This window comes from Halioglobus sp. HI00S01, assembly GCF_001635445.1.
Lineage (GTDB): Bacteria > Pseudomonadota > Gammaproteobacteria > Pseudomonadales > Halieaceae > Halioglobus > Halioglobus japonicus.
The window spans coordinates 16,226-41,748 of the sequence record NZ_LWEE01000006.1; the positions used below are offsets into that span (position 1 = coordinate 16,226).

Below are 25,523 nucleotides of genomic sequence, written 5' to 3' on the forward strand. Positions count from 1 at the left end.
TAAGTGATCGCTAGCTTTATAAATATAGGGAAATACCGTTAACATGCAAGGTATATCAATAAGTGCAAGGATCGACCATTCGTGTTTAGCCAATTGAAAGCACGCTGGGAACAGCTTGGCCATCATAGCCGCCATGTGCTGATCAACTGTTGCCTGGGCATCGGTGTTTTGACGCTGGTCCACGTGGCCCAGGGCTGGGGCCTGTTTGCCGGCCAGGTTGATAGGGGCTTCGATACCATGCTGCGTCTGCAGGCCGGGCAGGACCGCGAGACGGTTCCCCCCTTTGTGTTTATCGACATCGACGGCGATACGCACCTGGCCTGGGGTGAACCGGTGGTAACTCCCCGGGAAAAACTGGCAACCCTGCTGGAGTATGTGCTGGGCAGTGATGCCCGGGCGGTGCTGCTCGATATCGATCTCAGCCTGCCGGTGGATAACAGTGCTGTACAGGAGGTGCTTGCAGCCGTGGCTGCCAGCGAAGAGGCCAGCCCGCCCCTGGTATTGATGAAAACCTCTCGGGAGCCGGCGGCTACCGACCCGGGCCATTATCTGGAGCTCAAGCCCTCCACGCTGGATGAGTTGGTGGCAGGCACGCCTGATTTTCACTGGGCCACCCCGCTGTTCGACACCGATCGCGATTTTGTGCTGCGGCGCTGGAAGCAATGGGTGCCGGCCTGCCGCGAGGGCAAGCCGGTATTACTGCCTTCGGCCCAGTTGTTGATGATCAGCCTGGATTCCGACCCGACGGCTGAGGACCTGTACGGCGATGCCGGGTCGATCACTCCGCACAGCTGTGAGGGCTGGGCGGATCTTTCCGGCCAGACCCTTTCGGGCACCGTTAAGGCGGGCCCCCATGACATTTACTGGAGCAGCGACGACCTGCGGCGCCTGGTGTTGTTCAACCTGCCCTGGGTGCCTACCTCGGAAATGCCCGATACCCGGGTTGAGAGGGATGGGAAACCGGTTACAGTGAAAGCGGTGACGACGATCCCCGCGCGCCTGATTACCGAGGCCGACAGCCTGCCGGAAAACAGCTTGCTGGCTGATCATTTTGTGATCATTGGCTCGAGTAGTTATTACTCCGGCGATCTGCACCCCACGCCGCTGGGCCTGATGCCGGGCTCGCTGGTGGTGATCAATGCCATCGAATCCCTGTACGCCTTTGGCGAGGTAAAGGCGCCGTCGCTGTGGATTATTATCCTGGTAGAGCTGGGTATGTTGGCGGCGACCAGCTTGCTGTTTACCCACTATACGCCGGGCGTGGCGGCGTTTTTAAGCACCGTATTTGTGTTCGGCGTGATATTCCCGCTCTCCAGCCTGCTATTTAATAACGGCGTCTGGTTGAACTTTACCCTGCCGGTTGTTGCCGTACAGTTGCATGAATTGATTGCCATCGCTGAAACCAAGTTTAAATCCAGACAGGAGATGCTGCGTGCACAGCATGCTGAAGAGAACGTCTAGAGCCGTGTATTCCCGCAGCCTGCTGCTGGCTTTGTTGTTGAGCGTGTGGAGTGGCTGGGCCCTTGCAGATTCGGTGCAGGTGGGTTGGGTGGAGGACGCTAGCGGTGAGGCCATGATTCTGCGGGAGGGGGAAACCCTGAACGCCGGGGTATTGGCCGTGCTGTATGCGGGTGATGTGCTGCGCCTTGCCGGTGAAGACGGCGGTTTGCAGGTGATGGTCAATGGTGAGTCACGGGCCCTGGCGGCCGCCGATGGTGACTTCCAGGTGCCGGCGCCGGAACAGGAAGGGCTTCTGGCACAACTGGCGGGCAAGGTTGCCGCTGTGTTGGGGGGCGAGGCCGACCAGAGTAAAACCGTTGCGGCGGTGGCCCGGGGCGAGGAGGGCAGTCTGGGTATTCCCCTGCTGGACCTGGCCGGGGCACAGCTGGCGCAGCGCGACAGCCTGTACCTGCCCTGGTACGGGGGCGAGCCACCCTACCAGGTAGTGGTGCTCGATGCTTTTGAGGAAGTGATGCTTGCCGACAGCGGCCAGTTGGATGCACCGCTGGCGAGCTTCAGTGGCCTGGAGGCGGGGCACAGGAAATGGGTGTTGCTGCTGGCAGACAGCAAGCAACAACTGCGCTACGAGGCGCCACTGGTTGCGGCCCGCGAAGTGCCGCAGCCACCGGCGGAGTTGGGCATCGACGCACTCACCGAATCCGGGCCAGCGATGTCGGCACTATGGCTCTATACTTACCAGGACGGACGCTGGGCCCTGGAGGCCCTGCAGCAGTTATGGCAGTTGTCTGAAGGCGGCGATGAACTGGCCGCCGGCCTGTTGGCCCAGCTGCACTGATTGATAAGGAGAAACATCATGTCCCCTATGCGCAAGTCCCTGGCCCTGCTGGCGCTTTGCCTGCCGGGCACTGCCTTCGCGGATCTGTGGTTACTCGACACCAATTACTTTCTGGCCTGTGACACCGAGCGCAGTTTTTTTGATCATACGCTGGATATCGTCCTGGATGCCGAGGACAGCGGCGGGCGCTTCTACATTGTGCAGGGTGATAGCGCCCTGGATGCGGGAGCGGAATTTGCGGTACTCGATGACCTCATGTGGCAGGAGCCCGCCAACAAATTGAGCCTGGCCGGACAGATTGCCTGGCTGCAGGCCAACGCGGTATCGGGTGAGACCGTGCACTGGTTTTCTGCCGCCGAGGGGGACGAGCGCGGCGAACAGTTACTGGGGGGCCTGGCGGCCCTGGCCTCCGCCGGCGTCAATCTGCATACCTACTTACCCGGCCCTGCCGGCGGTGGTTTGAATGACTATGGCGGCCGCCTGCAGTTCCACAGCCTGGATTGCGGTGTGGGTGGCGATATGGTGGACCAGATTCGCGAAATTGCCGCGAAGCGCCTGCGCATTCCCGCTGCCCTGTTGCACACCGGTACCTCCTTTCATCGTTACGGAGCAGACTCTGCGGCGGTGTACGAGATAAACGCGGCCGCGATAGATGCCTTTGGTGTGGCACCTGGAAATATGGAAGCCATGGACGCCGATAATGTGGCGCTGTTGTCTGCGCGGCTGGAGGAAGCCAGCGCGCTGCCAGACGACGTTACCTTGAAGAGTGTGGGTGCCGAGGATGCCAAGCCGGTAAAACAACGTGTCTATTGGGCCACCAACCGCGAGCGCAACCCCAATGCCCAGGAAAGCGACTTCAGTGATCTCTACCTGGGGGAACGAGCAAGCGATCAACAGCTGGACTATGGCATAGCGGTGGTGAGCTTTCCGCCGGGGCACAAGGCCGGGGAGGTGAAGCAACCCCTGTTCGGCTTCGACTTCCTGAAGGACGATAAGAGCCACGTGTTGCTGCGTGAACTCGACGTATTGGACGCGCAGGCCTTTTTCAAGCAGATAAACGGCACACTGGAGAACCCCGAGGCCAGTGATGACCGCATGGCCGGGCAGGCGGTGGTGTTCGTGCACGGCTTCAATGTGCCCTTTAAGGAGGCGGTGATGCGCACCGCCCAGATCGCCTTCGATATTGATTTCGATGGCGCGCCCATCCTGTTTTCCTGGCCCTCGGCGGGCAGCCTGTTTGGCTACACCTTCGACCGCGAAGCCGCCACCTGGAGCGTGGATTACCTGCGCAGTTTTCTCGATCGCATTCTCGGTGAACTCGAGGGGCGCAAGGTACACCTGATAGCCCACTCCATGGGTAACCAGGTGCTGATCGGCGCCCTGCAGCAAATGAAAATTGCCGACCCCGAGCGCGCCAAAATGTTCGCCTCGGTCACCCTGGCCGCCCCGGATTTCGATGCCGAGTTGTTCGCTCAGCAGATCTCACCGCTGGTGGCAGACGTTACCAACAACTGGACGATCTATACCTCCGACAACGACGCCGCCCTGGATATTTCGGTGCAGGTGAATTCCAACAAGCGCCTGGGGCAGCCGGTAACCCCCATCGTGGACTACGACGTGATCGATGCCACCGGTATCGAGGTGTCGCCCTGGAGCGTGGCGCAGTTTCACTCCTACTACGCCACCAAGAATAAGGTGATCAACGACATCAAGCAGGCGATTTTGGGTAATCGGGCGAGCAAGCGCAAGGCGCTGTCTGCTGAGCAGCTGCAGGGGGTGACCTACTACTCGCTGAAGTAATCAGCGAGCGGTTAAGTTTTTTGGCCCTGCCATTTTAGAGCGACTGGAATATCAGTGCGCCGCCCTCGTGCCCGGAATTGCGCAGGGGTGAGTACATGGGTATTTGCTCCGAGCGGCCTGAGGTCAATTCCCGCACGGAGGGGAAGAGCTCGTGTACCGTGAACCCCTGAGTCTGGTCGGCTGCCTCTTCCAGTGCCCGTAGCAGCGCATTGGCAAACACCGAGTGGCCACCGCCGCCATCTGCAACCGGCTCCTCGCCACCGCTGGCCAGTATCATACGTGATGGCCGCTGGGCGTACTTTTCCAGGGCGTTATTACGCATATCCAGTTTTTCCATGGTGGTAGCCCCGCTGCGATTGAGCGCGCCGGCGTAACAACTGTCAGAAATCAGCAGGATATGCCGTGAAGCGGTGCGCTTGAGTTGCTGGGTGATATCAAAAGCGGAAATCCAGGTGTAGTCCTCGTCGGTGCCCTCCACTGGTATCCAGTAAGCCAGGTCCTGGATGAGCTGCCCGTGGCCGGCGTAGTACACCACTAATGAATCCTCCGGCTGCAGGGTTTTGCGCAATAGGCTGAGGGTGGACAGAATCTCGTTTTTGCTCGCGTCCAGCAACAGCAGGTTTTGTTCCCCGTCGGCTGTGCTCAGTTTGGTGCTGAAGCCGAACCGGTTGCGCAGCAGTTCGTCCAGAGCCTGTATATCTGCTTCCGGAGTGACCAGGTCGCTCCAGAAGGGGGATTCATAATTCTTGTTGCCGATGATCAGGGCGTATTTTTCACCCTGAGTGCCCTTGGGCTGGGCGCTGCCTTCTATAGCATAGGTGATTTTCTGTACACCGATGTCGCTGTAAATGGCGATCACCTCCACCGCCAGTTGCCCCGGCTTCAGTTCAACCTGGGTTACGATCATGCCGTCTTCGCCCACCTCGGTTTCTACGCCGTTAACCAGGGCGGTGATGAGGTTGTCGCGTTTGTGAAGTTTGGTACGAACCAGTTGGCCGGTGAAGTATAGGAAAAATAAACGGCCTAATGGGAGTAGATCTTCTTGCCTGCCCGGTCGTACCGGACAGTCCAAGTCTTCGCGTTCTTGGATATCCTGGTGTAGAGACCCGGCACAGAGCCGGTGCCAGTGTCTGCGTACTTGCGGGGAGTACCCTCCCACTTCATTCCTTCAATAGCCTTCACTGTAAGATTCATGTTGCCGTAGTCTCCTGTGTAGTCTTTCGGGGATGATGACTTCGGGTGTAGTGGTGTCATCGCACAGGATTAATTGAACTATGGCGGATATCCTCGGCACAAAATAAAGGCTGACAGATCAGGGTCTTACGTAGCTCTAGAGGGGCTATGCGTGATGGCGCGTGATTCGCTGCTGTACGTCAGGCGCGCCATCTACCGAAAAGGCCACCCATTGGGTGGCCTTTTTTTGTGCTTGGCCGGCGTGTTAGTTCCAGCTGAGTGTGTCCTTTCGAGAGGCCATCTTCGACCTTTGCTCTCTCAATCGACCAATGCCTTGCGCACGGTCTGTTGCATCACTTTGATATAACGCGTCTGTGACCAGCCACAGCCGTACCGCAAGTGTTCCCAGTTTTCTACCGACAGTTGGCACCAGAGCAGATCTGTCGCTTCGGATGTGGAAAGTGATTGGGTCAGTGTGCCGTCGCGCTTCAGCGCGGCCACCGCAGCCTCACAGCCATGGCGCACGGCTCCCATTCGGTCCGCCCAGGCAGCCCCGGCTTCATCGTCCTTGGCTTGCATTGCGATCAGGGCGCTGGCCACGCCGTAGATCTCGGGGATGTAGTTGCCCCACGCCTCAACATATGCATTGAGCCGCTCAAGACCCGATGCAGCGCTGCGACTCTTCGCTAGTCGCTTATCGATGTCCTTAACTTGATCGATGTAACGTGTAGTCGCAATCAACAATTCCGCCCGGGTTGGAAAGTGCAGGTAGACAGCCTGTCGACTGATGCCTGTGCGCTTCGCGATATCGCTCATGCGCACAGCGCTTGCGTGGCTCTCGGCCAGCAGCGTCCAGGCGCTCTCAAGAATGCGTTCGCGGGTTTCGAGGTTTTCACTTGACATGGTGTCAATTTACCACTAATTTGCACGGCGTCAACTTGACAAAATGTCAAGTCATTGTCAGTTTGTTGAGGAGAGCACCATGAAAGTGATTGTTTTTGGCGCAACAGGTAGTGTGGGCCGTCTGGCGGTAGAGAGCTTGCTGGCGGATGGGCATGAAGTGACGGCCTTTGCGCGTCGTCCCAATGCGTTAGAAGTTGCGCATCCGCAGTTGTACCGGCTGGCAGGTGATGCACTCGACTTTGAGGATGTCTGTAGTGCTGTCGAAGGCCACGATGCTGTGGTCATCACCCTGGGGGGCGGAGCATCTCGCAAAAGCGTTGTGCGCTCCAAGGGGACCGAACTTATTATGAGGGCGATGCAACATCACGGCGTCGAGCGCTTGATTTGTCAGTCGACTCTGGGCGCGGGTGAGAGCTGGAACAACCTGAACTTCTTCTGGAAGAGGGTGATGTTCGGCGTGTTGCTCCGCAGCGTGTTCTTGGATCACGAACGACAGGAGCAACTGGTCCGCGTAAGCGGACTGGACTGGACCATCGTGCGCCCCGGTGCATTTACGGATGCCCCGGCCGACGGCAATTTCAGGGTGGATATTTCATCGGAAGAGCGCGGTTTAAGGCTCAAAATTTCCCGCGCCGACATCGCCGGTTTCCTCGCTGCTTGTGTGCGCGATAATACCTTCGTGCACCGGGCAGTCGGCATCAGCCATTAATCGCGTCAGTATTTTCGGAGCAGACAACAATGTTGAAAGTCATAGCTACCATGGCACTCGCGGTCATCGCCTGGCTGGCCTTTGTCGCTTACTCAGCCTTTAGTGGATTGTGGATGAATCGTGTCGTGGCGGAAGACGATACCCGGGCGTTCTTCGATTAAGCCGTAGAGACAATTGGGGACACCAACCGCGGTGCGACGTCGCTGGTGATGATTGAGCGCGGTGCCATCGTGCACGAATTTCACGCTGGGCCAGAGGGCGATGTCGATCGCGACACAGTCTTTGCTGCAGCCTAAATGAGTAAATGGCTCGCCGCTTACGCCATGATGGCCCTCGTGGCCGATGGCCGCGCAGATATCGACGCTCCGGTCGGGAAGTACCTGACTCGCTGGCAGTTGCCTTCCAGTGAATTCGCGAACGAAGCTGTCACTATTCGCCGCTTGCTCAGTCACACTGCCGGGTTTACCGACGGTCTCGGGTTCGGCGACTATACCGCCGACGAGACCCTGCCAGAACTCGAGGATGAACTGAGCAACCCGCGCGCGTCCACTGGCGAGCCGGTGCAAATCCGGGTCAACATTGAGCCTGGCACTGAGTGCAATTACTCCGGCGGGAGTTATCTATTGCTCGAGTTATTGGTGGAAGAGGTCTCCGGTCAGTCATTTGAAGACTTTGTGCAGGCAACCGTGCTGGATCCGCTTGAAATGACCCGCTCGGGCTACCGAGCCATTGATACCTGCACCAATAGTGCCGGATCCCTGGATACGGATGGCGCCAGACAAGTGGGTTTCCAGTATGCATCGAGCGCCGCAACCGCAATGGTGACGTCCAGTGCAGACATGGCGAAATTCGTCCTGGCGCAAATTGGTTCCACGGCGGCGAGCGCGCCACTCAGTCCTGAATTCGCAAAATCGATGCGCGCTCCCCTTGGTCGCAGCTTGGGGTTTGATATCTGGGGGCTGGGAACCATCCTGTATGCACCTACGGGTAATGGTGATTTCATTTTCGGCCACGATGGCGCGAACGATCCGGCGATCAATACGGCGGCGAGGTTGAATCCTGAGAGCGGCGACGCATTGGTTATCCTGGTGTCCGGGCAGTCCTCTCTGGCCACAACTCTGGGTTCGGACTGGGTGTTCTGGCAGTCCGGCTATCCTGACCTTTTTGCGACGGACGCTGTATTCGGGAGTATGATGGTGCCCGCGCTTTCAGGTGCTGCCGTGATTCTCGCAGTAGCAGTGGTGCTCGGTCTGCGGACCAGGCGCAAGGGGTGAACTGTATCCAAAGTGTCGCCGTGTGGTGCAGAAAAAGTTTTAGCAAACGCGCCGATGCTGACAAACGCCGATAGGCGGGGTGCTCCCCCTGCATGATGTCGAGCAAGTTAACCATTAGGCCGCGGCTCTGCAACTCTTCGAGGCCGTCGGCAAATTTCGCGCGACCAGACAGCGACACATTTGCGCTTGATGCGGCTCCTGCGCGGCCCGGTTCCAGCCTGGCGCTACGTGTCTGTTAACAAAAGCACTATGAATCAAAGTTATGCGTTGACCATGGAGAGTTCACGTGCTATATATTTTATGGTTATAACAAAATATAAAAGCCGTGACGCAACCGCGAGATCAAAAACGAAAAGAGCCCCTGGGCGTCGTCGCCACATGGAATCTGTAAAATTTTATACAGGACAATACAATGAATAATCCAGCTGAATTTGAAAAACGGTTTCTAGAAGTGAAGGAGGAAGTATCTGTAAAATGTGGGGTAGACGTTGAATTCAGAGAGGCATTTCTGAAAGATCCACGGGGTACACTCGAAGCGGAATATGGTTTGGAACCCGGAGCTCTTGGGGACACAGTATTCAAGCCCATCGTTGAGGAGCGTGGAGAGATCACCATTGTACTGCCACCCGACACATCGGAGATGGAATTATCTGACGAAGAATTAGACCAGGTCGCTGGCGGGTTCGCATTCTCAGCTGCAGTGACTGCTGCAGTGATAACCGCATCAGCGACCGTCGCTACGACGACGGTCACGACTGTGCAGCGTACGCGCGCAGGGCGCAGCTGGTAACTCACTGCTAAGCGTTAATAAGCGTGTGTCTATCCTTTGGAGTAAAATACTGAATGAAAGACGCAGCCGCTATTGAATAACGATTTTTAGAAGTGACACAGGAAGTATCTGTAAAGTGTGGCGTAGACGGTGAATTCAGAGAGGCATTTCTGAAAGATCCAAGGGGTACCACTCGAAGCGGAATATGGTTTGGAACCTGGGGCTTTTGGAGACACAGAGTTCAGGCCTATCGTTGAGAAGCGCGGTGAGATGACGATTGTATTGGCACCCGATACTTCGGAGATGGAATTATCTGACGAAGAATTAGATCAGGGCGCTGGTGGATTCGCATTCACCACTGCGCTTCCTGCTGCTGTTATTGGCGATGCCGTATACGTCGCTGGGACGACAGTGGGTAATATGCAGCGAACTAGGGCAGGAGGAAGATGGTAGATATCTTCTCGTTCTCTATACTTTGCATCGCCATGGTGCATACGGGGATAATGTTTATGAGTAGGGCTCAGCTCGAAAAAGCACGTTGAACTCAAACAGTATATTTTCGCTGGGAGAGTTTTTCCCTCCTCTCAAGCCCGTTATACCAGATATTCTTGTACCCCCATCGTCGCTTGCAAAAATCGAGAAACTCGCTCTTGGATTACCAGGACAGATCAGTGCGTTTTTTGGCTTTGAGTGCCCTCTTTCTGAGGCATCCCACTCGGCAGACTTCCTTTTCTGCAGCACGCAGTTAGAAGGGCATTCTAGGATAATAGCAGGCCGGCACAGCGGGATTGCGTTAAGTCCCTCACTTTTTTCATACCCAGCATGGTGCCATGTTCGCGATTTTTGCCTTCTTTGGGAAAACGAAAACTCCGCACTTTACCAGCGGTTGCAAAATATCTGGTTGGAATTTGATACTTCAACTTCAGGACCAGATTACCTACCGAGCCTTTTTTTTGGATTACCTAAAGTATGCGACCAGGCACAGGCAAGAAGGCATGAAGCACTCATAAAAGTCTGCCTAGAAAGGTTGTGCCCCGAAGCCCTCGTGGCAGCTAGAGGCAGGGCGCTTGAGAAGTTATTTCGTGCGCTGCCGCCGGGTTCTTATATTTTTCAGCTTGGGGTCATGTTCGCGCGGAATATGCCCGCAATTCGAGTTTGCATCCGAGATATTAAAGTGGAGGAGGTAGTTCCGATGCTACTTGAGGTGGGCTGGCAAGGAGAGCAATACATGCTTGCGTCCACCCTCACTGCGCTAGCCCAGCGCTGTGAGCGCATTGACCTTGACATAGATGTAGGAGAATCGGTTTTGGGGAAAGTCGGGCTTGAATGTTATTTCGGAAGAGATCTCAAGACGCTTGAACGCATTGCGCATTTGGGAAGCTGGCTTGTTGATAACGGCTGTGCCACCTCCGCCAAGGTAGATGCGATGATTCAGTTTCACGGCCTGGTTCATCAAGATCGTTCTTCGGATTTATGGCCAGACTATTTGCTCAAAATGGCGATACTAGCAGGGCACGGCGTAGCCAATCAGATGAACTATTGGCTTCACCATATAAAGGTGGTTTTTCAACCAAAACTCCCCCTCTCCGCCAAGGCTTATCTTGGTGTATCCCATGATCGCATGTCTCGGGAGAATTTAAGGGAGCAGATGAATATGGTGCGATACAAGTAAGATTTATCGCGCGCTTCTAAGCATCTGGGGTGCGTGAGATATACTAGCGGCTACTGGTTGTCTGCTACTTAGAAACATTGATACTTTTGATTCTTCTGCTCAAAAGTCACGTGTTCGTGTTCCCTCTCATATTCCACATAGGTAAGACCTGCCTGTTTGTACCAATCACATTCCTCGTATTCGCAACAATGCTATCGTGAGAAAAATCTAGTCGGCCACGTTTTTGAGATAATAAGTTGATTGCTCACCTAGGCGAAAGTCGCTGACATAGACGAAGAGTGACGTCGAGTTCAATGTGCAAGAAATCGGTGGCGCTCCCTTCTCGATAAGTCTGGGGGTTGCTATTCGTGAAGCTCGGGAGTGCATGCGCCGTTACAGTGGATGTTGCTAGACGCATCTATTTTCGAAGAGCTCATAGCCATTAGTCATTTTAGAGTTGACGGGCGGCCGTTACTTGCCAACCTCGGTGAAATGGCGGTTTTTTCTAGCCTCTGCACTCCGCTTAAGCTGCAGGCTCGAAGTTCTCCGAATCGAGGACGTTGTAGGCAAAGACTTGAGAGATGCTCAATCCAATCTTTATATTGCCTTCGGGGGAGCTGCACAAGATGCGAAGGTGTACGTGACCTCCTCGATCTTTCTTGTGAAACACTGAGAGCTTTCTCCCAGCGATCGTTCGACGTAGAAGGCACGAACCCCCGTCCCACTTTTCTAATTGCTCATGCGATTGTGGATTTATTGAACTAAACTCAAGTGCAGAGATGAAAGAGGCGTCCTTAGTTACCAGTGCAGCTTGCGAGGGTGACAAATTTAAGGATTGAGATATCACTGCTAAGTCGTTTTTCAGCCTGTCTTGAGTCCAGTGCAGTTCGACATCGTCAGTGTGTTGCAATGACCTATTCTTACGACGAGCAGAGACCGTTGCGCTGGTGAGTAATCGAACAAGACACTTAGTCGTTGGACTTGTGCGGAGCCTAGCCTGAAAAAGCTCTGTGGAATCTAGATCCCGTGCCAGTTGAGCCAATGTCATCTCGGTATCTAGAAAAATTCTGGAAATCGGATTGAACCCCAGCACTTTAAGAGGTCTGATATAGGTGTTGTATTCGAAGCCAAGCTGCTTCAGGGGCTTTGACGCCTCCAGTAGTTTCTCGTGTGTAGCCTCAGTATTGATTTGGCCTGATTTGAATTGCTCACCTATATCGACTGCCTCTCGCAAAAACGCAAGCAACAGGTCTTGATGGGCAATGGCGGTGCCTGAGTGATACGCTCGATCGACAATGGGTGCCCAGTGGTCGAGATCGTCGGCGGTAGATGCGGCTGTGGCGAGTGTGAACGCCTCTTGTACATGGGCAATGCTCTGCTTTTCTACAAGGGTCCAGATGGAGAGCCACCACTCAGTGAGCGCTGGGTTTCCAAATCCGCTATAGCTGCCGCACGTAAGTAGATCATTGATCTCAAGCAGGCTATCCTGCAGATTTTGTAGTGGAGTTAGAGTATTTTTGAAATTATCTTCTTGGAAGGCCTTGCCAAGACTTGTGGCTAGTAAATATATACATTGCATCGTGTTTAGTAGTCCGCGGGAGTATAAGGCGTCAATACCACCATAAGATTGGCCCAGAAGACAAAAGCGCTCTCCAAGTGCACTAGAAGACGAATACTGCAACCTATCTGTAGATATCCAGGGCCGTGCGGTCTCTGCGTTACCAAATTGCGAGCGCAATATCGGATACATCCGAAGCAGGTTTTCCCACTCCTCCTCCGGAGATTGGTCATTCCTGGGCCAACGATCGCGATCGAAAGTGACGCCTACACTTACCATCGCGTTAGTTGATTCTTGCTGATTGTCAAACGGGATTACCCATATCCAGGCGTCATCAAGGAGATGGTGCAGCGTGCCCTCATGCCAATTTATGCCTGGCGCTGGAGTCACTTCCAAGTCATCGAAGGGTTGGACATTTGACATGTGGGTGAAGATGGATCGAGTGTTGCTCTTAAACCTCGGTGGATCTTCTCTGAGGGCGAACTTGTCAGCCATCAAGGACTTTCCGCCGCCGCAATCGACCATGTACTTGGCTTCAATTCTGATTTTTTCTAGGCTCAGAGTGACAATGTCGGGGGATACTTGTATGTGCTCAATTTCGGCCGCGGGAAAAACATGGCTGCAGCGTTCATTGGCAGCTGCAAAAAGGTAAGAATCGATATCCTGTCTATATAGATGTGCTTCAGCAACGTCATCTTCGAAACTCAGTGGAATATTGCTCCACCACTTATCGGATATTTGAGTGGAATATGGTTGGTGCTGTACGAAGCCAAAACAGCGTTTGATACCACAGTTGGTTGAGATGCTGCTATTGATTTTGTCTAGATTAGCAACGATGTCTAATTCGGGTATCCCGAAGCGGGCAGCCAAAAGACGCATCCAGTATACGGTTGGTTTTAGTAATGACTCGCCTAGTGCAAATCTTGGATGCTTGCCCTTGTCAACTAGGGCAACAGTCAAGTTTTGTGCTTGTAGTGCTAGCGCAGTGACACTGGCAGAAATACTGCCGCCAAGAACGATAACATCGGCATAAATTTGTTCCTTTTCCATAATTACTCCAATGTGCCCCGGGTAGTATTTACCAATACAGCTGCCAGTGACCGTCGATGTGAATAGCGTGACCCTGCAGTGTAATTCGATACTCGCCAACTTTGTATTCCCAGGGGGCTATGCGATGAAGAGTGTGGCCGGGATGACAGAAAAGTTCTCCGACGTGGTAGGCCTCTTTCCGGCACTCGGCTTTGCGTATATAACTCACTGCTTCGGCTTTCCCCATCTTGAGGATATCCTCGAGCTCGACGTCCCAGACGTGTAGTCCCGCGCCACTAGATGGCTGTTGGAGCGTGAGCGTGAACGATAACGTGGTTTCCGAGCCAACTTGAACATTCTTGCCCCAGTCAATTGTCTCGTATTGGCGATCATAATGAGGAACGTGAGAGGCTGCTTGGCTGTACTCCGGTCTGCTAGAGTAAATGTGGAAACCAGGAAGAGCTTTGCCGTCGGCGTATCTGACGGTATCGCCAAGCTTCTCATCAAATGCTGCTTGCAATTTTGCATAAAGGGAAGAAAACTCATAGCGTAAGGTAATGTTCTTGCGGCAGGCTAGTTCGGTGTACTGTCCCGGCCGTGGAGCATCTAATTTAAAATGGTCGATAGTTTCTATCGATGGTGCATCTAGATAAGCGGCAGCTCCCAGAGTATGCAGTCCATTCAAATCTCGCAACTGCCACTCCGCTTGTAACCTGTGGATGGAAGCGACAATCTCAACGCACTCCTGTTCACTGAGTATTTGTGAGCGAAAGAACATGACGACTAAAACATCTTTTGATTGAAGGAGAGTTGCGGTGAGATTATTTTCACGACCGGTATTTCGATGCGATCAAGTGTCAGATCAAACTGATAGAGATCTTTAACGCCAGACTCTTTCATTTCGTTTACTAGGAAATTCCATTCATCGATGAGGTTACCAGTGTTCAGTCGCGAATAATTTGGGATATCTGACCATGTCGCGTCGGCCTGCAGTCTTTTAAAGAAGGTATAGGCAGAGCTTTTGCGTACATTTTTATTGTGATAACCGGCTTGGGCGATGATGTCCTCACGCGCCCCATGAATAGCGGTCAGCCTAGACTGTGCAGCTTCCGTGATAGCTCTGCTCGCAGCGATTTGAGGATCCCTATGCGTACCCCAACCTATATTGAGCGACGTTAAGGAACTCATTGCAACAGGGTTGAGCAGTACTGCCCAGAAAGTGTGGACATTTATAGCACTTTTTACCCATATCAGGCGAAGATCGCCTCCGTGCACCATCCTATCGGTGAAGTCGGTAAGAACAGGGTCCTTTATGGTAGATATGTCGATAACCTTAGCACGCCTCTTGAGGTCGATTTTTCCATTGACGCTCAATCTTGAGCCAGCATCCCTCTCGAGCAACTCGTAGACCGCATGGATAGATGCCTCAATGATATGATTGCCACTCGCCAACCCGTTTGTGGTTGGGATATGGAATGCTGGCTGTTGGTTGAAGAAGATTGCACTTGCCGGTGCGTAGACCTCTGTAGCTTGGTTGATATCGGTGCCTTTTATCCAGTCGAGCTTTACGTTCTCGTTGTAATAAATGTCATGCCTGAATGAGGGTAGGTGGGTGTGACTTATTATGCTCTTGCCGTCTTTCTGAAGGTCCTTTTGTGAGCAATGTCGAAATGAGTACATTGAGCTGTTCTCAGTGTGAAAAAGCTCCACAGATTCCATGACCGCTGAAACCTGTGCCGCGCTTTTGCTAGATCCCTTGCCGTTTGATACCTGAAGCACTGAAGCTGTTGGGCGTACTGCGCAACAGGTTGGGATTCCGATGCGGTCCAGTCTAGTGATATCGGGGACGCGTGTAATACCCATGCGAGGCAGCATTGATTTGATAGATGATAACGTCTCTTGGGGCGTCCTAATGCGCTGAGTGCCTCGACTATAGCCGATCTCAAGCCTTTCACTAGCAATTTTTGCATGAGTAGGTGTTTTCATATTAGCTCGGATAGACGATCTTCTAGTTGTAATTTTCGAAACACCGCTATGAGGGGATTCCAGTAGTAGCCGAAATGCCCGGGTCCGTGTGTTATCAACCAGTGGTAATATTCCAGACTACTTTCCTCGTTTACTCGTGGGTTCGCGGAGCCATATTCAAAGGGGCCGAAGCCTCTGTAGCGTGCCCAGTCGGTTACCAGACTTACCTGTGAGGCCTCTAGGGAGTGCGCTTTCCCCAGTCTGGAAAAATCAAGAAACAGCATCTTGTACTTCGACGAGTCCGCCTCGATGAGTGTTTGAAGCTTATCTGACTCTTCGGCGTTTTCTTTTGCGCCCTGCTCAAGTGCATTATAAAGTTGGAATAAAAAGCGGTGTTCGTTGATCCACTCCTCTTCTAAGAGCCCATTATTGGTTAAAAGCTTATTGAGTACTTCCGGATTTCTTTGAGTGTGATGATCCTTATAATTCTCAGCTTCACTGTAGCTGGATGTATCCGACTTACTGGAATTGTCCAGAGCGAGTCGGAGAAACTGCCAAGCGCTCGCTTGTGTCTCCATGCCTGAATATTTCGACCATTGATGCCTCAGTGAGGCGAGTATCTCGAGATTAGGGACCACAGCATAGTTCTCGTTGACTGTCCCGCGGTAGCCCAACTCGATATCTGCGATTGCGTTATGCTTATTCGTTGCTTGAAACCAGCCCTTGCTTTCCTCGCGATCGGGCAGATTACCCCTCTGTAGCTCCTCTAGGAGGTTCTCAGCGTCAATTGCCTTTATATCCTCGAAATCGTTCTTTATCAACGCCGTCAGTTCAGTGGATTGCCAACCATGTTCGTCGATATTTTCTAGTAGTCCATTAACAGATCTATCACCGAAGTAGAGCTCGCCCAGCTGATTTATGAGCACACTCTGCTGATACTCAGAAAGAAGGCCCTGGTCCACCGCCCTTGAGATATTGTGCCGAAGGTTGACCATAGGCTCTGATATTTTTAAGTAGCCTAGTTCTTCTGTTCCGTGAAGCAAAGAGACTTCATCGTCTCCATCAATTACACCGTCTCGATACCACTGAAAGATCTTCCCATACCCGCGCATCCCATAGGGCGCCATCTCTGCCGCACGTAGCGCCCCCATGCTGGAACATCCGATGACTTTCTTATTGGAATTGATAAAGGCAAGAATTTCTCGATGCCAGACTGGGGTGGTTGCGTCGAAGAGACCGTCAACAATCACCACTGTTTGTATATGGCTAGCAGTTAGTTTATAAAGATCGCCAAGTTTGATTGGCGGGAAGTAGTTGGCAGGGAAAATTGATTTAGCAATTTTCCTAGGCAGGGACGGGCCAAGAAAAACCGCAGTATTCATAGAGGGGTCGATCCTCACCGCTCAGGCATCCTCTGCCGAAAAGAAAGTGCCACTATTAATGATCATGCCTGGGTCGAAGGCTTTTTTTAGTTCACAGAACTTCGCATACACATCAGCTGAGTAATAGTTGCGATATTTTACATTCCGGCCAATATTTTCAGCCTGTAGATATAACTCGAAATCGTTACGCTCCGCGAGCGCAATAAAGTCTTGTTCGATGGTCAACACGTGATCGTTGTCGCTAACAGCATCTATGCTCAATATGCACATAACACCGACGACGAGAAACGCCTCATTTCTTGAATACAGTAGAGGAGGCATAAAGTTGAGAAATTTAATATTGTAGTGATAACCGATGGGTGTCCCATTTAGGGTTGGGCCTGCCCAGCCACCATCTGGTGTCAACGCGTCGGTATGACGCAGACAAAATGCCCTTAGTTCGTTCCACGCGACTTTTTCTGCCTCAGGCCGAACAAGTAAACTAAACCAAAACAGAATTTCCTCACTTTCTCCCTGCTTATGGTCGTTTTCTCTTGGATCTTCAGTCTGCCGTTTGGGTACTATGCCATCGTAATCGAGAGGATACAGTAGGTTTGCAAGTCCATTCCTTGGTGCCAGTCTTAACTTTGCTTCAACGAAAATGCCAAGCTGGCCATAGCTCGCGAACAGCCATTTAAATCGCTCATCCCGCCTATCTATGCAATGCAGCTGCCCTGTGCCGTCGACGAACGTAATGCTCAGTATGTTTTCCCAAAGTCCTCCATGTTCATCCGAGAGCGAACCTTTACCGAAACCGCCTGCATTTATGTAGCCGCCAAGTGTCGGACCAGCCCAGCCGCCGTTATAAACCGGCATAGTAAATCCTTGCTCGGCAACCAGATCTCGAATATCCCAAACCAGTGCGCCGCAGCCGACTGTGACGGTACCGCGTTCTTCATATCGAAACCAGTTAAGTTTCTCCGTTCTGATAAGAATTTCGTTGCCACGGGGTAGAGTGCAACCATTGAATGTGTGCCCGCTCCCCCTCACTCTAAGTTTGTGTTCACATCTAATTGCTTCGAGTACTAGATTTTGGACTTCGGAGATTGTGGATGGGTAGCAAACATTGTAAGGATACTCGCTCCCATAAAGCTTGCCATAGTCGTAGAGCGGAGAAGTTTGTTGTTCAATTTTGAGCATATTAGCGCTGGTTATTCGATTTATTGTAAAACGAGAGAAGACGAAGGCGCCGCGGGTTACACTACAAATCGACGTCAATGATACTAGGTGGCCTCAGGGAATGAAAAGCCCTCTTAGTCTTCCGATAGATTTTCGAGGCCGCCTGCGAGTGAGAAACATTCTTGGTAGCCTGCTTCTCTCAAGATCTTAACACCATTCAGGCTCGTGATACCTCGCCTGCACACGACGAGAATCTTGCTGTCTTTCCCGAACTGACTGGCGAGTTCATTGATATTATCTAGCGAACACATGTGTGCTGTGGGTAAGCGCGCGTCTGGTCCAACCAGGCTGATAATGGACCAATTGCTTTGGTTTACTTCCGAATATCGCACTTCTGCACTGGTATCGCCATAAGCTGATGAATCAAAGCTGACGTTATCGTAGTTACATAGAGCGCAGTCAGCTGACTTGTTCCAGGCAATTTTCTCAGTTGTAAAATTTTTAAGCAGGATCATAAGCGTTTCACCTGTATCGAGGGTTGGCAACCCGAGCAACAATTTAATTGCTTCCGAGGCCTGAATCGAGCCTACCACACCGGGGACGAACCCTAGGACGCCAGCTTCGTTGCAGTTTTGCACAGAACTTGGATCAGGCATGTCGGGCCAAAGACATCTGAGGCACGGTGCTTCCTCTCTCTTTCGATCGAAACGATAGACTTGAACTTGTCCCTCGAACTTATGAATGCTGGCTTGGATGAGAGGTTTGCTGTGTATAAAACAGAGGTCGTGCGCTATGAATTTAGTTCGGAAATTATCCGAACAGTCGATAACCAGATCGTAGCATGTAATATCACTGTCTAGGTCGAACTTGAGTGTTGAAGATGTGATCTTAGTATGCGGGTTTTGAGCGCGAAGCCTTGAAGCTGCGATCTTGGCCTTATGTTGACCGACATCATCAGGCGAGTAAATAACTTGCCTGTGAAGGTTAGTGTATTCGACACGGTCATGGTCGCAGATAGTGATCTGGCCGACACCCGCAGCAGTTATATAGTGAAGGACAGGGCAGCCCAAACCGCCCGCGCCAATCACCAGCACCTTTGCATTCCTTAGGTAGCTTTGACCAGATCTACCTACCTCTTCGAGAATCGTCTGGCGCTGAAAGAAAAGATCGTATGCTTCCTTATTCTGTTTCATAGTTTGCGTTAGCCAAGCGATAAGTAAATCTTGAATACAATTATTGATTGCTGGCCTATCCTCCCGATATGGGGGGTATAAACGTTATGCTATCAGTTTCATTTAGAGGCGTATCTAGTTCAATGTACGCTCCATCTCGAGAAGCGCGCAAATATTTCTTGTCTATGGTGAAGGTATGTCTGGCATTTAGTTCATCGAACAGCTCCGAGACGGTTTTCGCTGAGGTTTTTATCTGCTCCATCTCCATCATGCTGGCATCTCGTAGAGAAGCAAAATATCGCACTTCGATTTGCATATGGATTCCCTCCTTCACGCTAACGTTCGTCTATGGGGGTGAAATGAGACACTTCTTGGAATCGAATCATGGATCTGCTCATGGCCTCTCTATAACCCTCAGTGTATTTTCTAGGTTCTGCTGAAACCGTTGAGACTCTTCAGAGAACTGTCTGATTGTTGAACGTAGCTGGGGCATTACTTTCGCTATCGCGCCGCCAAACCCATGTGTATCGGCTCTTTTGATGGCTGAACTCACTTTCTGTGACAGCCACTCTTTATCTTTAAAATTGCCCTGTCTGTTACCAAGAGCGACAATACAGTTAGAGAGATTTGTTAGGTCGATGTAGTTTTGTGTTAGGGCTATAGAGTCTTCAAGATTTCTCACTGCGTGCAAGCATCCCGGAGGCGTCCAGATAATTTCTCCGGCCGACTGCACATAGTCATACCCAGAGAGTGTTCCAGTGCCCGGGAAAAGAGCTGTATCAGGAGAAAACAGATCCATCCACCCGCTACCATCATCGCATTTTGAAACGTCGTCACCAACGACAAAACGCCAGTGTTTTCTACCGCTGGCAAGCATCAGCCATGCTGATGAATGGGCTACATCCAGATGTGTCGGTGAGCCGGTCCCTGCTTCTCCCATATACACCCATTTCAGACTATTTGCAGGAAAGCCTAGGTCGTGGCTCATATCCATATCAAACCAAGCAGGAACATTATAGTCGTCAGCTAGTTTGGGTAAGGCTTCCAGGAAGTTCCAGTCGGTTAGACTGTACCTTTCATCCAGGCCGGACAAGGATAGGGATCGGCGTGAACGCAGCTTCGCCAAGATATCCCACAATGTCATTTTTACAGAACGAGTTCGATTATGTTCAAAAGGCCGAGAGAATATAGTGACATCAGCAATCCCACTGCGAGGAACTCGTTCCAGGAAATAATCTAGCGACCACCGACTAAGCTTCTCGAATCCTCCGCAACCCGTTAGGATCACAGGTAGGCCAGGGAGAACGAATTCATCGACGAAGGTATCGTAGCTCAATGACGAGATGTCTCTCTTTTCTGGTTTTTGAGAAAATAAAGGATGCTCTTCGGCAGCAAAATTTCGGATGGTCTTGATGCGAGCCTGCTCTGTGCGGCCTGTTTGGGTGGATGAGTTATCGTCCGAAAAAACGTTAGTTGCCCGGCGCAGGGTTGCTTTATCTTGGTACCGCTGAGCATTCTTGGCTAAGCCATGAATCATTTGTATTAGTAAGACGGTTGTGTCTCTAAGAGGTTCGTTCTCGCCATTGCGCGTATCGACGTTGAGTTCGACTACGTCACCGCCGATAACGTTGAGACTGTCCATTGCCGCATTGACAAAGTTGTAGAGCTCATAGAACTCTAAACCGTGACCGGCCGGGGTTGATAGCTGGCCACTGATACTGCCATCTGATAGGACATCCAAGTCGATGGTTAAATATACTGGAGTATCCTCACCGATCCGTTCCTTCAGATAGCTTTTGAGACTTTCTATGTCCCGCAATCTCGCCCGTAACGCACCCAGCGAGAACATACTTAGGCGGTCAAAGATCTCTTCCGACTGATCAAGCTGTCTGAACGAGTCAACCCGCATATCGCAGTTCGTTCTTAAACCGAATGAGAACACCTTTTTCAACCCCGAGTGCATCAAGAGGCCGAGGATGGGGTTTGCGTGTGAAAAAGAAACCTGATCAGCGTAAAAAAGGTCATTATGTGCATCTAAGTGCAGCAAAACCAAGTCCGGATAGTGTTTCAATAGGCTATCGACAATCGGAAAGGTAACAGCGTGATCGCCGCCGATAAAGAGAGGGCGAATGCGATTGCTACAAATTTCAGAAGCTATAAAGTTATCGATGGTCCTGAATAAGTCTCCCACTGTGCGCGAATCGCCGCCCAGATCGCCAAAATCTTTGATCACTACATCTTTGCACATGAGGCTGGGTTTCGAGTCGTCACAGCCGATTTCTGAGTACGCACCATTCTTAGCGACATCGAACCAGAATCCGAATTTCTGAGAATATTGGCGCAGTCCAAGCGTTGAATGAGTAGTTCCGGTCGATACTGGAAGTGTCGATATGGGGACGCCAACGAGACCGACATCGACTTGAAGGCTTTCCACCTGATTTGGAAGGTTGAAGAAAATTGGTTTCCGCAGGTAGTGGTTGACGACGCGATCTCGGAAAAAAGATACATAGTCCGATTTCACCGAGGGCTGTATGGAGTTCGATTGGTCTCCTTGGATATGAGCCATCGCCTCCGCATAAGGCTCAAGATAACCCGCCGCCACTAACTTCCCGACTCTAGCCTTGTCACTGTCATCATTAAACAAGTCCTGAAGCTCAGCAAGAGAAAGGCCCTTATGAGCAGGCACAGACTCCTTGATTCTCATAATTACTCTATACAAACCTGCGGACACCCTCTGCGTCGGCACGTATACGATACTGGATGATTCTGCTGAGCGATCGAAAATGTAATGCGAGTCTGCATAGGCGGAGACCGCTATGGTTGATAACAGTCTAAACTTTTGATCCATTGTGTTAACTCTCGTGTCGTTTCTGCCAGCGGGGCGGACACAGGGTGGCAAATTCGTTTTTCAACCGTAGCCATTCCAATTTCATCCACGGGGTGAAGGTGTCTGGCGACGTTTTAAGGTCTTTTTCCAGCTTATCCATCGAAACAAACTTCCAGTCGGAAATCTCGTTTTCATTGACTCGCACATCGGCTGCCTCGGCCATGCCTATCCAGACTGAGCACATTTCATGTTCTACACCGATGTTTTCGTATTCTGCCCGGTAAACGAACTTGTATATGAAATCCAGCTCCGCACGGATACCGAGTTCTTCTCGCAATCGCCTGTGGGCAGCTGATGTATCCGATTCACCATAGCGCGGATGACTGCAACAGGCGTTTGACCAATACAGTGGCCACAGCATTTTACTGGCGCTGCGTCGTTGCAGAAGTACTTCGCCCGCTGCGTTGAATACGAATACCGAAAACCCTCTGTGAAGGTGTCCGCTCCCCAAGTGGCATTCAATCTTTGCCATCTTGCCAACTGACACATCTTCGTTATTCACGAGAATGAGCTGGTCATTCTCAAACGAGACGATCTCGTGTTTGTCCAGGATTTTCAAAAAGTTAGATCACCTTTAGCGTACACAGGAGGTTGTCGTTGCATTTGAATAATAGACGGCGCACTACATATGATTTATTAATAATAGAAGTCTGAGAGAAGTCACAGCAAGAGTGTTGCTGGATTAGAGTGTCGCGGGATGGGCAGAGAGCGATGTCACTGGAAAATTGCATGGCACCCATGTGATAGAGTTTGTTAAGTACGGTTCTGCAGTTTGCCGGACTGGTGATGATGAGTCCAGATCTCCAAGTCAGACATGTTGCGTAGTAGTTGACTTGGTCAGTTTGCGTTATTTATAAGTTCGCATATACTTCTAACAAAAAATAAGGACGAGAGAAAGGGATGCGTTTCGTTTCAGGGGGGGGGCGAACCAATAGGTGGCTGGTCTGGCCGCTAGTGTCCTGCGCGATGCTCAGTTACGGGCAAAACTCACTCGATATTGATTTAGATCTCGATCGCAGCTTATACCGGGATAGCGAAGCCATAATGGGTGAGGGTGGCATTGAATCCAACTCCAGGAATGTTTTCGAAAAGCTTTCTGTTATAGGAGCTATTGAGACGGCAGTCGCGAATAATTCTCAGCTGAGGTTGGCGCGTCTAGCTACCGCGGGCTCAAGAGAGAACATTAGTGTAGAAGAAGGCCAGTTTGATTCGCTTCTGAGTGCGTCTGCATCCTACAAATCATCAGAAGACCCCAGCCCCATTCAAGATGCTAACGGTGGACTTGTCGATGTCATCGGCGTAGATGGTGAGAGCTATCTTTTTGACTCGACAGTTCAAAAGCGACTGAAATCTAGCCCGATTGTTAGTTTTGGTGTGACTAGCGATGGGGCAGCCAGAGACTTTGAGGGCCGGCGCATTGATGAAGTTGGGCGAAGTGCCTTGGGTCTCAGTATCACCTTTCCATTGTGGCAGGGTCGCGGACGCTATCTCACCACGCTGCCTATAGAACTCGCCAAGCTAGATTATGAGGCGAGTCAGCGAGACCTTTATTACCAAGTAGATTTGTTAGCCCTGCAAACTGTTACAGATTATTGGAGGTACCGCGGCGCTGTTGATTCTCTTGGTATTCTTAGAGAAACGAGAGAGCAGAGTGAAAAAACTGTCGAGAACGTTCAGAAGCTGATTGATCTTCACGAGTTGCCACGATCAGAACTTGGCCTCGTCGAGGCTCAGCTTGCGCAGCGCCGAAGCTCGCTACTGAGTGGAGAGCAGAGTGTCATTGATGCGAAAAATGCGCTGGCTACTAGCATGGGGGTGATATTGCCTCCTACCACTCCGGAACAGGATAACCCAGTAGACGAGCTGGCTACACCGTCTGATGCTGTCAAAAAACTTGGAGGCATCAATGAATTGGAGCTTCTCGATAGCATAAAAGAGTTCAGAGATGATTTTCTCGCTGTGACGAAGCGTCTGGATCTTGCCGAAAAACAAGTTGAACTTGCCAAAGATGCCACGCGCCCTGACCTCGACTTAGTCTTCGCTGGCAATGTGAAAACTTATGATGATGAACAGGCTCTCTTTCGGAGTGCCACCGGCCCGACCTTCGGTCCGGACTGGGAGGTGCGGCTGGATTTCCTGTGGGCCCCTGGTCAAACGAGCAATAAGGCCAGGCAGAGGATAACGGAACTTAGTCGACAGCAGCGACGCTATGAGCTTATGGAGTTGGAGCGGTCCACTCGAGCGAACCTAAAAGCAACAATATTTGCGCTGCAGCAATCACAACTTCGCTACAGAGAAGCCCAAGAAAGAGTATCGCTGAACCAGAAGAACCTTCAAAACGAGAGAAGAAAAGTAAGACTCAATGCGGGCACTGTATTGGATGTGTTGAATGTTCAAGACCGCTTACTTGTCTCTGAGTTAGACCTCATCCAAGAGCAGGTTAATTACAGTATCGTATTAGCACAGTTGAGGTTTCTTTCCGGAAGGATGACTTCAGGAGAGGGAAACTCAATTAAGCTGGCTGATCTGCAAAGAGGTGAGGACCTGTTCAATGACGTGCTAAGTGTGGGGGGGCAACGCCCCTAAAATTCTTTGCGGTCTAGATGTTTAAAGTGTCCTGCCCGCTTAACTGAGACGTAACCATGTCAATCTTTCGGAAAGAAGCGCTAGATAGGCTTTCATCACCAGACCAACTAGACCAGCTTGTGCAAGTGACATCTCCCACTGGATGGCTTGCTCTCGGAGGATGTGGCGTGATCCTTGTTGCCGCACTCGTGTGGGGTGTGCGAGGCGAGTTGCCTACCAATGTCCTTGGTAGTTGTATCTTAATGCGGAGTGGCGGCATTCAGGAGATTACCTTTAACAATCAGGGTCGGGTTTCAGATCTCGCGGTGAGGGAGGGAGACGACATTGAGCAAGGACAGCTGATTGCGCGGTTACAACAGCGAGACTTGAGGACTCGATATCGAAATATGCTGGAAGACCGTGTTGATTTGGATGAGAAAATTGCATCTCAGGAGTTGGTTGTTGATCAACGTACCGCTGCGATAAAAATGCAGATCAATGACTTAGAAAACAGAATCATAAGCAGGGAAAAGCTGTTCGCCGAAGGTTTGGTTACAAGGCAGTTAGTCCAAGAAGATAAGAGCCGATTGGCAAACCTGAGAACGGAACTAGAGCAGCTTCCCTTGCAAATAGAGGAGTTACAGAACCAGTTGGATCAAGCGAATAGGACCTTGGAGGCGGAGCGTAGAAGACTCGAAGAAGCTTCCCGGGTTTATAGTGATCATTCTGGCCGGGTGATTGAGGTCATGGCTGCTGACGGGCAGCTGGTGGGTGTAGGTACGCCGCTTCTGAATCTGGAGCCCAGTGGCCTAAGTGTGAAAAATGTTGAGACCGTTTGCTATGTCCCTGCAGGGCCTGCTAAAAACATCAAGTTAGGCGCCGAGGTGAGAATATCACCGGCAACAGTCAAGCGCGAGGAGTATGGAACTTTGATTGGCAGAGTTACATATGTCGCACCGTATCCCGCGACATACAACGGTATGATGGCGGTACTTCACAATGACCAGTTAGTAAGACAATTATCTTCTGTCGGCTCACCCATCCAGATCAAGGCAGATCTCATTCCAGACACTAACGAAGAAAACGAGAGTGGGTATCGATGGACGTCGCCTAAAGGCCCGGATACCACGATCGAACCAGGCACGTTGGCTAGCGCTCAGGTGACCACTCGGAAGCAAGCCCCAATAACGTTGGTAGTGCCTGCGATTCGCAAGTTCCTGGGGGTCTATTGA

The 25,523-nt window shown here is 51.6% G+C and carries 21 protein-coding genes; 10 read left to right on the top strand and 11 right to left on the bottom strand.

The window, feature by feature from the left end; translation table 11 throughout:
- The first annotated feature begins 81 nt into the window (after positions 1-81).
- From A3709_RS01535 to A3709_RS01545, 3 genes are read left to right on the top strand one after another with little or no spacing between them, the layout of a single operon-like run.
- Complete coding sequence (locus A3709_RS01535) at positions 82-1,461, top strand: CHASE2 domain-containing protein (protein ID WP_066049050.1); 1,380 nt, start codon at positions 82-84, stop codon at positions 1,459-1,461.
- Positions 1,433-2,296 (top strand): hypothetical protein, encoded by an 864-nt coding sequence (locus A3709_RS01540; protein WP_156507525.1) that lies wholly within the window; start codon positions 1,433-1,435, stop codon positions 2,294-2,296. The genes A3709_RS01535 and A3709_RS01540 overlap by 29 nt, the downstream gene beginning before the upstream one ends.
- Before the next feature lie 18 nt (positions 2,297-2,314).
- Positions 2,315-4,096, top strand: coding sequence for an alpha/beta fold hydrolase (locus A3709_RS01545; protein WP_066049056.1), 1,782 nt, complete (start codon positions 2,315-2,317; stop codon positions 4,094-4,096).
- Between the two features lie 34 nt (positions 4,097-4,130).
- Here the strand turns inward: A3709_RS01545 and A3709_RS01550 are convergent, their stop codons facing one another.
- A complete protein-coding gene (locus tag A3709_RS01550) occupies positions 4,131-5,168 on the bottom strand; it encodes a caspase family protein (RefSeq protein WP_156507526.1) in 1,038 nt (345 codons plus the stop codon).
- 419 nt (positions 5,169-5,587) lie between these two features.
- Positions 5,588-6,172, bottom strand: coding sequence for a TetR/AcrR family transcriptional regulator (locus tag A3709_RS01555; protein ID WP_066049064.1), 585 nt, complete (start codon positions 6,170-6,172; stop codon positions 5,588-5,590).
- A 79-nt stretch (positions 6,173-6,251) separates the two neighbouring features.
- On the opposite strand from A3709_RS01555, the gene A3709_RS01560 reads away from it, so the two are divergent.
- The 5 genes from A3709_RS01560 (at position 6,252) to A3709_RS22970 (ending at position 10,596) form a co-directional block, all read left to right on the top strand.
- On the top strand, positions 6,252-6,881 hold the full coding sequence (locus A3709_RS01560) for an NAD(P)-dependent oxidoreductase (RefSeq protein ID WP_066049067.1): 630 nt from the start codon (positions 6,252-6,254) through the stop codon (positions 6,879-6,881).
- Between the two features lie 29 nt (positions 6,882-6,910).
- On the top strand, positions 6,911-7,042 hold the full coding sequence (locus A3709_RS24770; RefSeq protein ID WP_255359708.1) for a hypothetical protein: 132 nt from the start codon (positions 6,911-6,913) through the stop codon (positions 7,040-7,042).
- Between the two features lie 135 nt (positions 7,043-7,177).
- Positions 7,178-8,155 carry a serine hydrolase gene (locus tag A3709_RS01565; RefSeq protein ID WP_082849812.1) on the top strand — a complete coding sequence of 326 codons (978 nt, stop codon included), beginning with the start codon at positions 7,178-7,180 and terminating at the stop codon, positions 8,153-8,155.
- Between the two features lie 412 nt (positions 8,156-8,567).
- Complete coding sequence (locus A3709_RS01570) at positions 8,568-8,945, top strand: hypothetical protein (protein WP_066049070.1); 378 nt, start codon at positions 8,568-8,570, stop codon at positions 8,943-8,945.
- Positions 8,946-9,462: 517 nt separating this feature from the next.
- Entirely contained in the window at positions 9,463-10,596 is a 1,134-nt protein-coding gene (locus A3709_RS22970; protein ID WP_156507527.1) for a hypothetical protein, read from the top strand.
- A gap of 502 nt (positions 10,597-11,098) precedes the next feature.
- On the opposite strand, the gene A3709_RS01590 is transcribed toward A3709_RS22970, so the two are convergent.
- From A3709_RS01590 to idi, 9 genes are all read right to left on the bottom strand, one after another.
- Entirely contained in the window at positions 11,099-13,183 is a 2,085-nt protein-coding gene (locus A3709_RS01590; RefSeq protein ID WP_066049083.1) for an NAD(P)/FAD-dependent oxidoreductase, read from the bottom strand.
- A gap of 28 nt (positions 13,184-13,211) precedes the next feature.
- Entirely contained in the window at positions 13,212-13,856 is a 645-nt protein-coding gene (locus A3709_RS01595; RefSeq protein ID WP_156507528.1) for a hypothetical protein, read from the bottom strand.
- Positions 13,857-13,945: 89 nt separating this feature from the next.
- Complete coding sequence (locus A3709_RS01600) at positions 13,946-15,148, bottom strand: YcaO-like family protein (protein ID WP_066049089.1); 1,203 nt, start codon at positions 15,146-15,148, stop codon at positions 13,946-13,948.
- Positions 15,145-16,509, bottom strand: a complete 1,365-nt coding sequence (locus A3709_RS01605) for a TfuA-like protein (RefSeq protein ID WP_066049092.1) — start codon at positions 16,507-16,509, stop codon at positions 15,145-15,147. The genes A3709_RS01600 and A3709_RS01605 overlap by 4 nt, the downstream gene beginning before the upstream one ends.
- A 21-nt stretch (positions 16,510-16,530) precedes the next feature.
- Complete coding sequence (locus A3709_RS01610; RefSeq protein WP_066049095.1) at positions 16,531-17,688, bottom strand: FAD-binding oxidoreductase; 1,158 nt, start codon at positions 17,686-17,688, stop codon at positions 16,531-16,533.
- Between the two features lie 113 nt (positions 17,689-17,801).
- Positions 17,802-18,860, bottom strand: coding sequence for a HesA/MoeB/ThiF family protein (locus A3709_RS01615; protein WP_066049098.1), 1,059 nt, complete (start codon positions 18,858-18,860; stop codon positions 17,802-17,804).
- Between the two features lie 55 nt (positions 18,861-18,915).
- Positions 18,916-19,155 (bottom strand): MoaD/ThiS family protein, encoded by a 240-nt coding sequence (locus A3709_RS01620; protein WP_082849813.1) that lies wholly within the window; start codon positions 19,153-19,155, stop codon positions 18,916-18,918.
- Positions 19,156-19,233: 78 nt separating this feature from the next.
- Entirely contained in the window at positions 19,234-21,543 is a 2,310-nt protein-coding gene (locus tag A3709_RS01625; protein ID WP_066049102.1) for an arginase family protein, read from the bottom strand.
- Between the two features lie 148 nt (positions 21,544-21,691).
- Entirely contained in the window at positions 21,692-22,285 is a 594-nt protein-coding gene (gene idi, locus A3709_RS01630; RefSeq protein ID WP_066049105.1) for an isopentenyl-diphosphate Delta-isomerase, read from the bottom strand.
- Between the two features lie 407 nt (positions 22,286-22,692).
- Here idi and A3709_RS01635 point away from each other — a divergent pair, with 407 nt between their 5' ends.
- Both A3709_RS01635 and A3709_RS01640 read left to right on the top strand, forming a co-directional pair.
- Complete coding sequence (locus A3709_RS01635) at positions 22,693-24,312, top strand: TolC family protein (protein WP_197484029.1); 1,620 nt, start codon at positions 22,693-22,695, stop codon at positions 24,310-24,312.
- A 167-nt stretch (positions 24,313-24,479) separates the two neighbouring features.
- Positions 24,480-25,523: an NHLP bacteriocin system secretion protein gene (locus A3709_RS01640; protein WP_197484030.1), complete on the top strand. Its 1,044-nt coding sequence runs from the start codon at positions 24,480-24,482 to the stop codon at positions 25,521-25,523.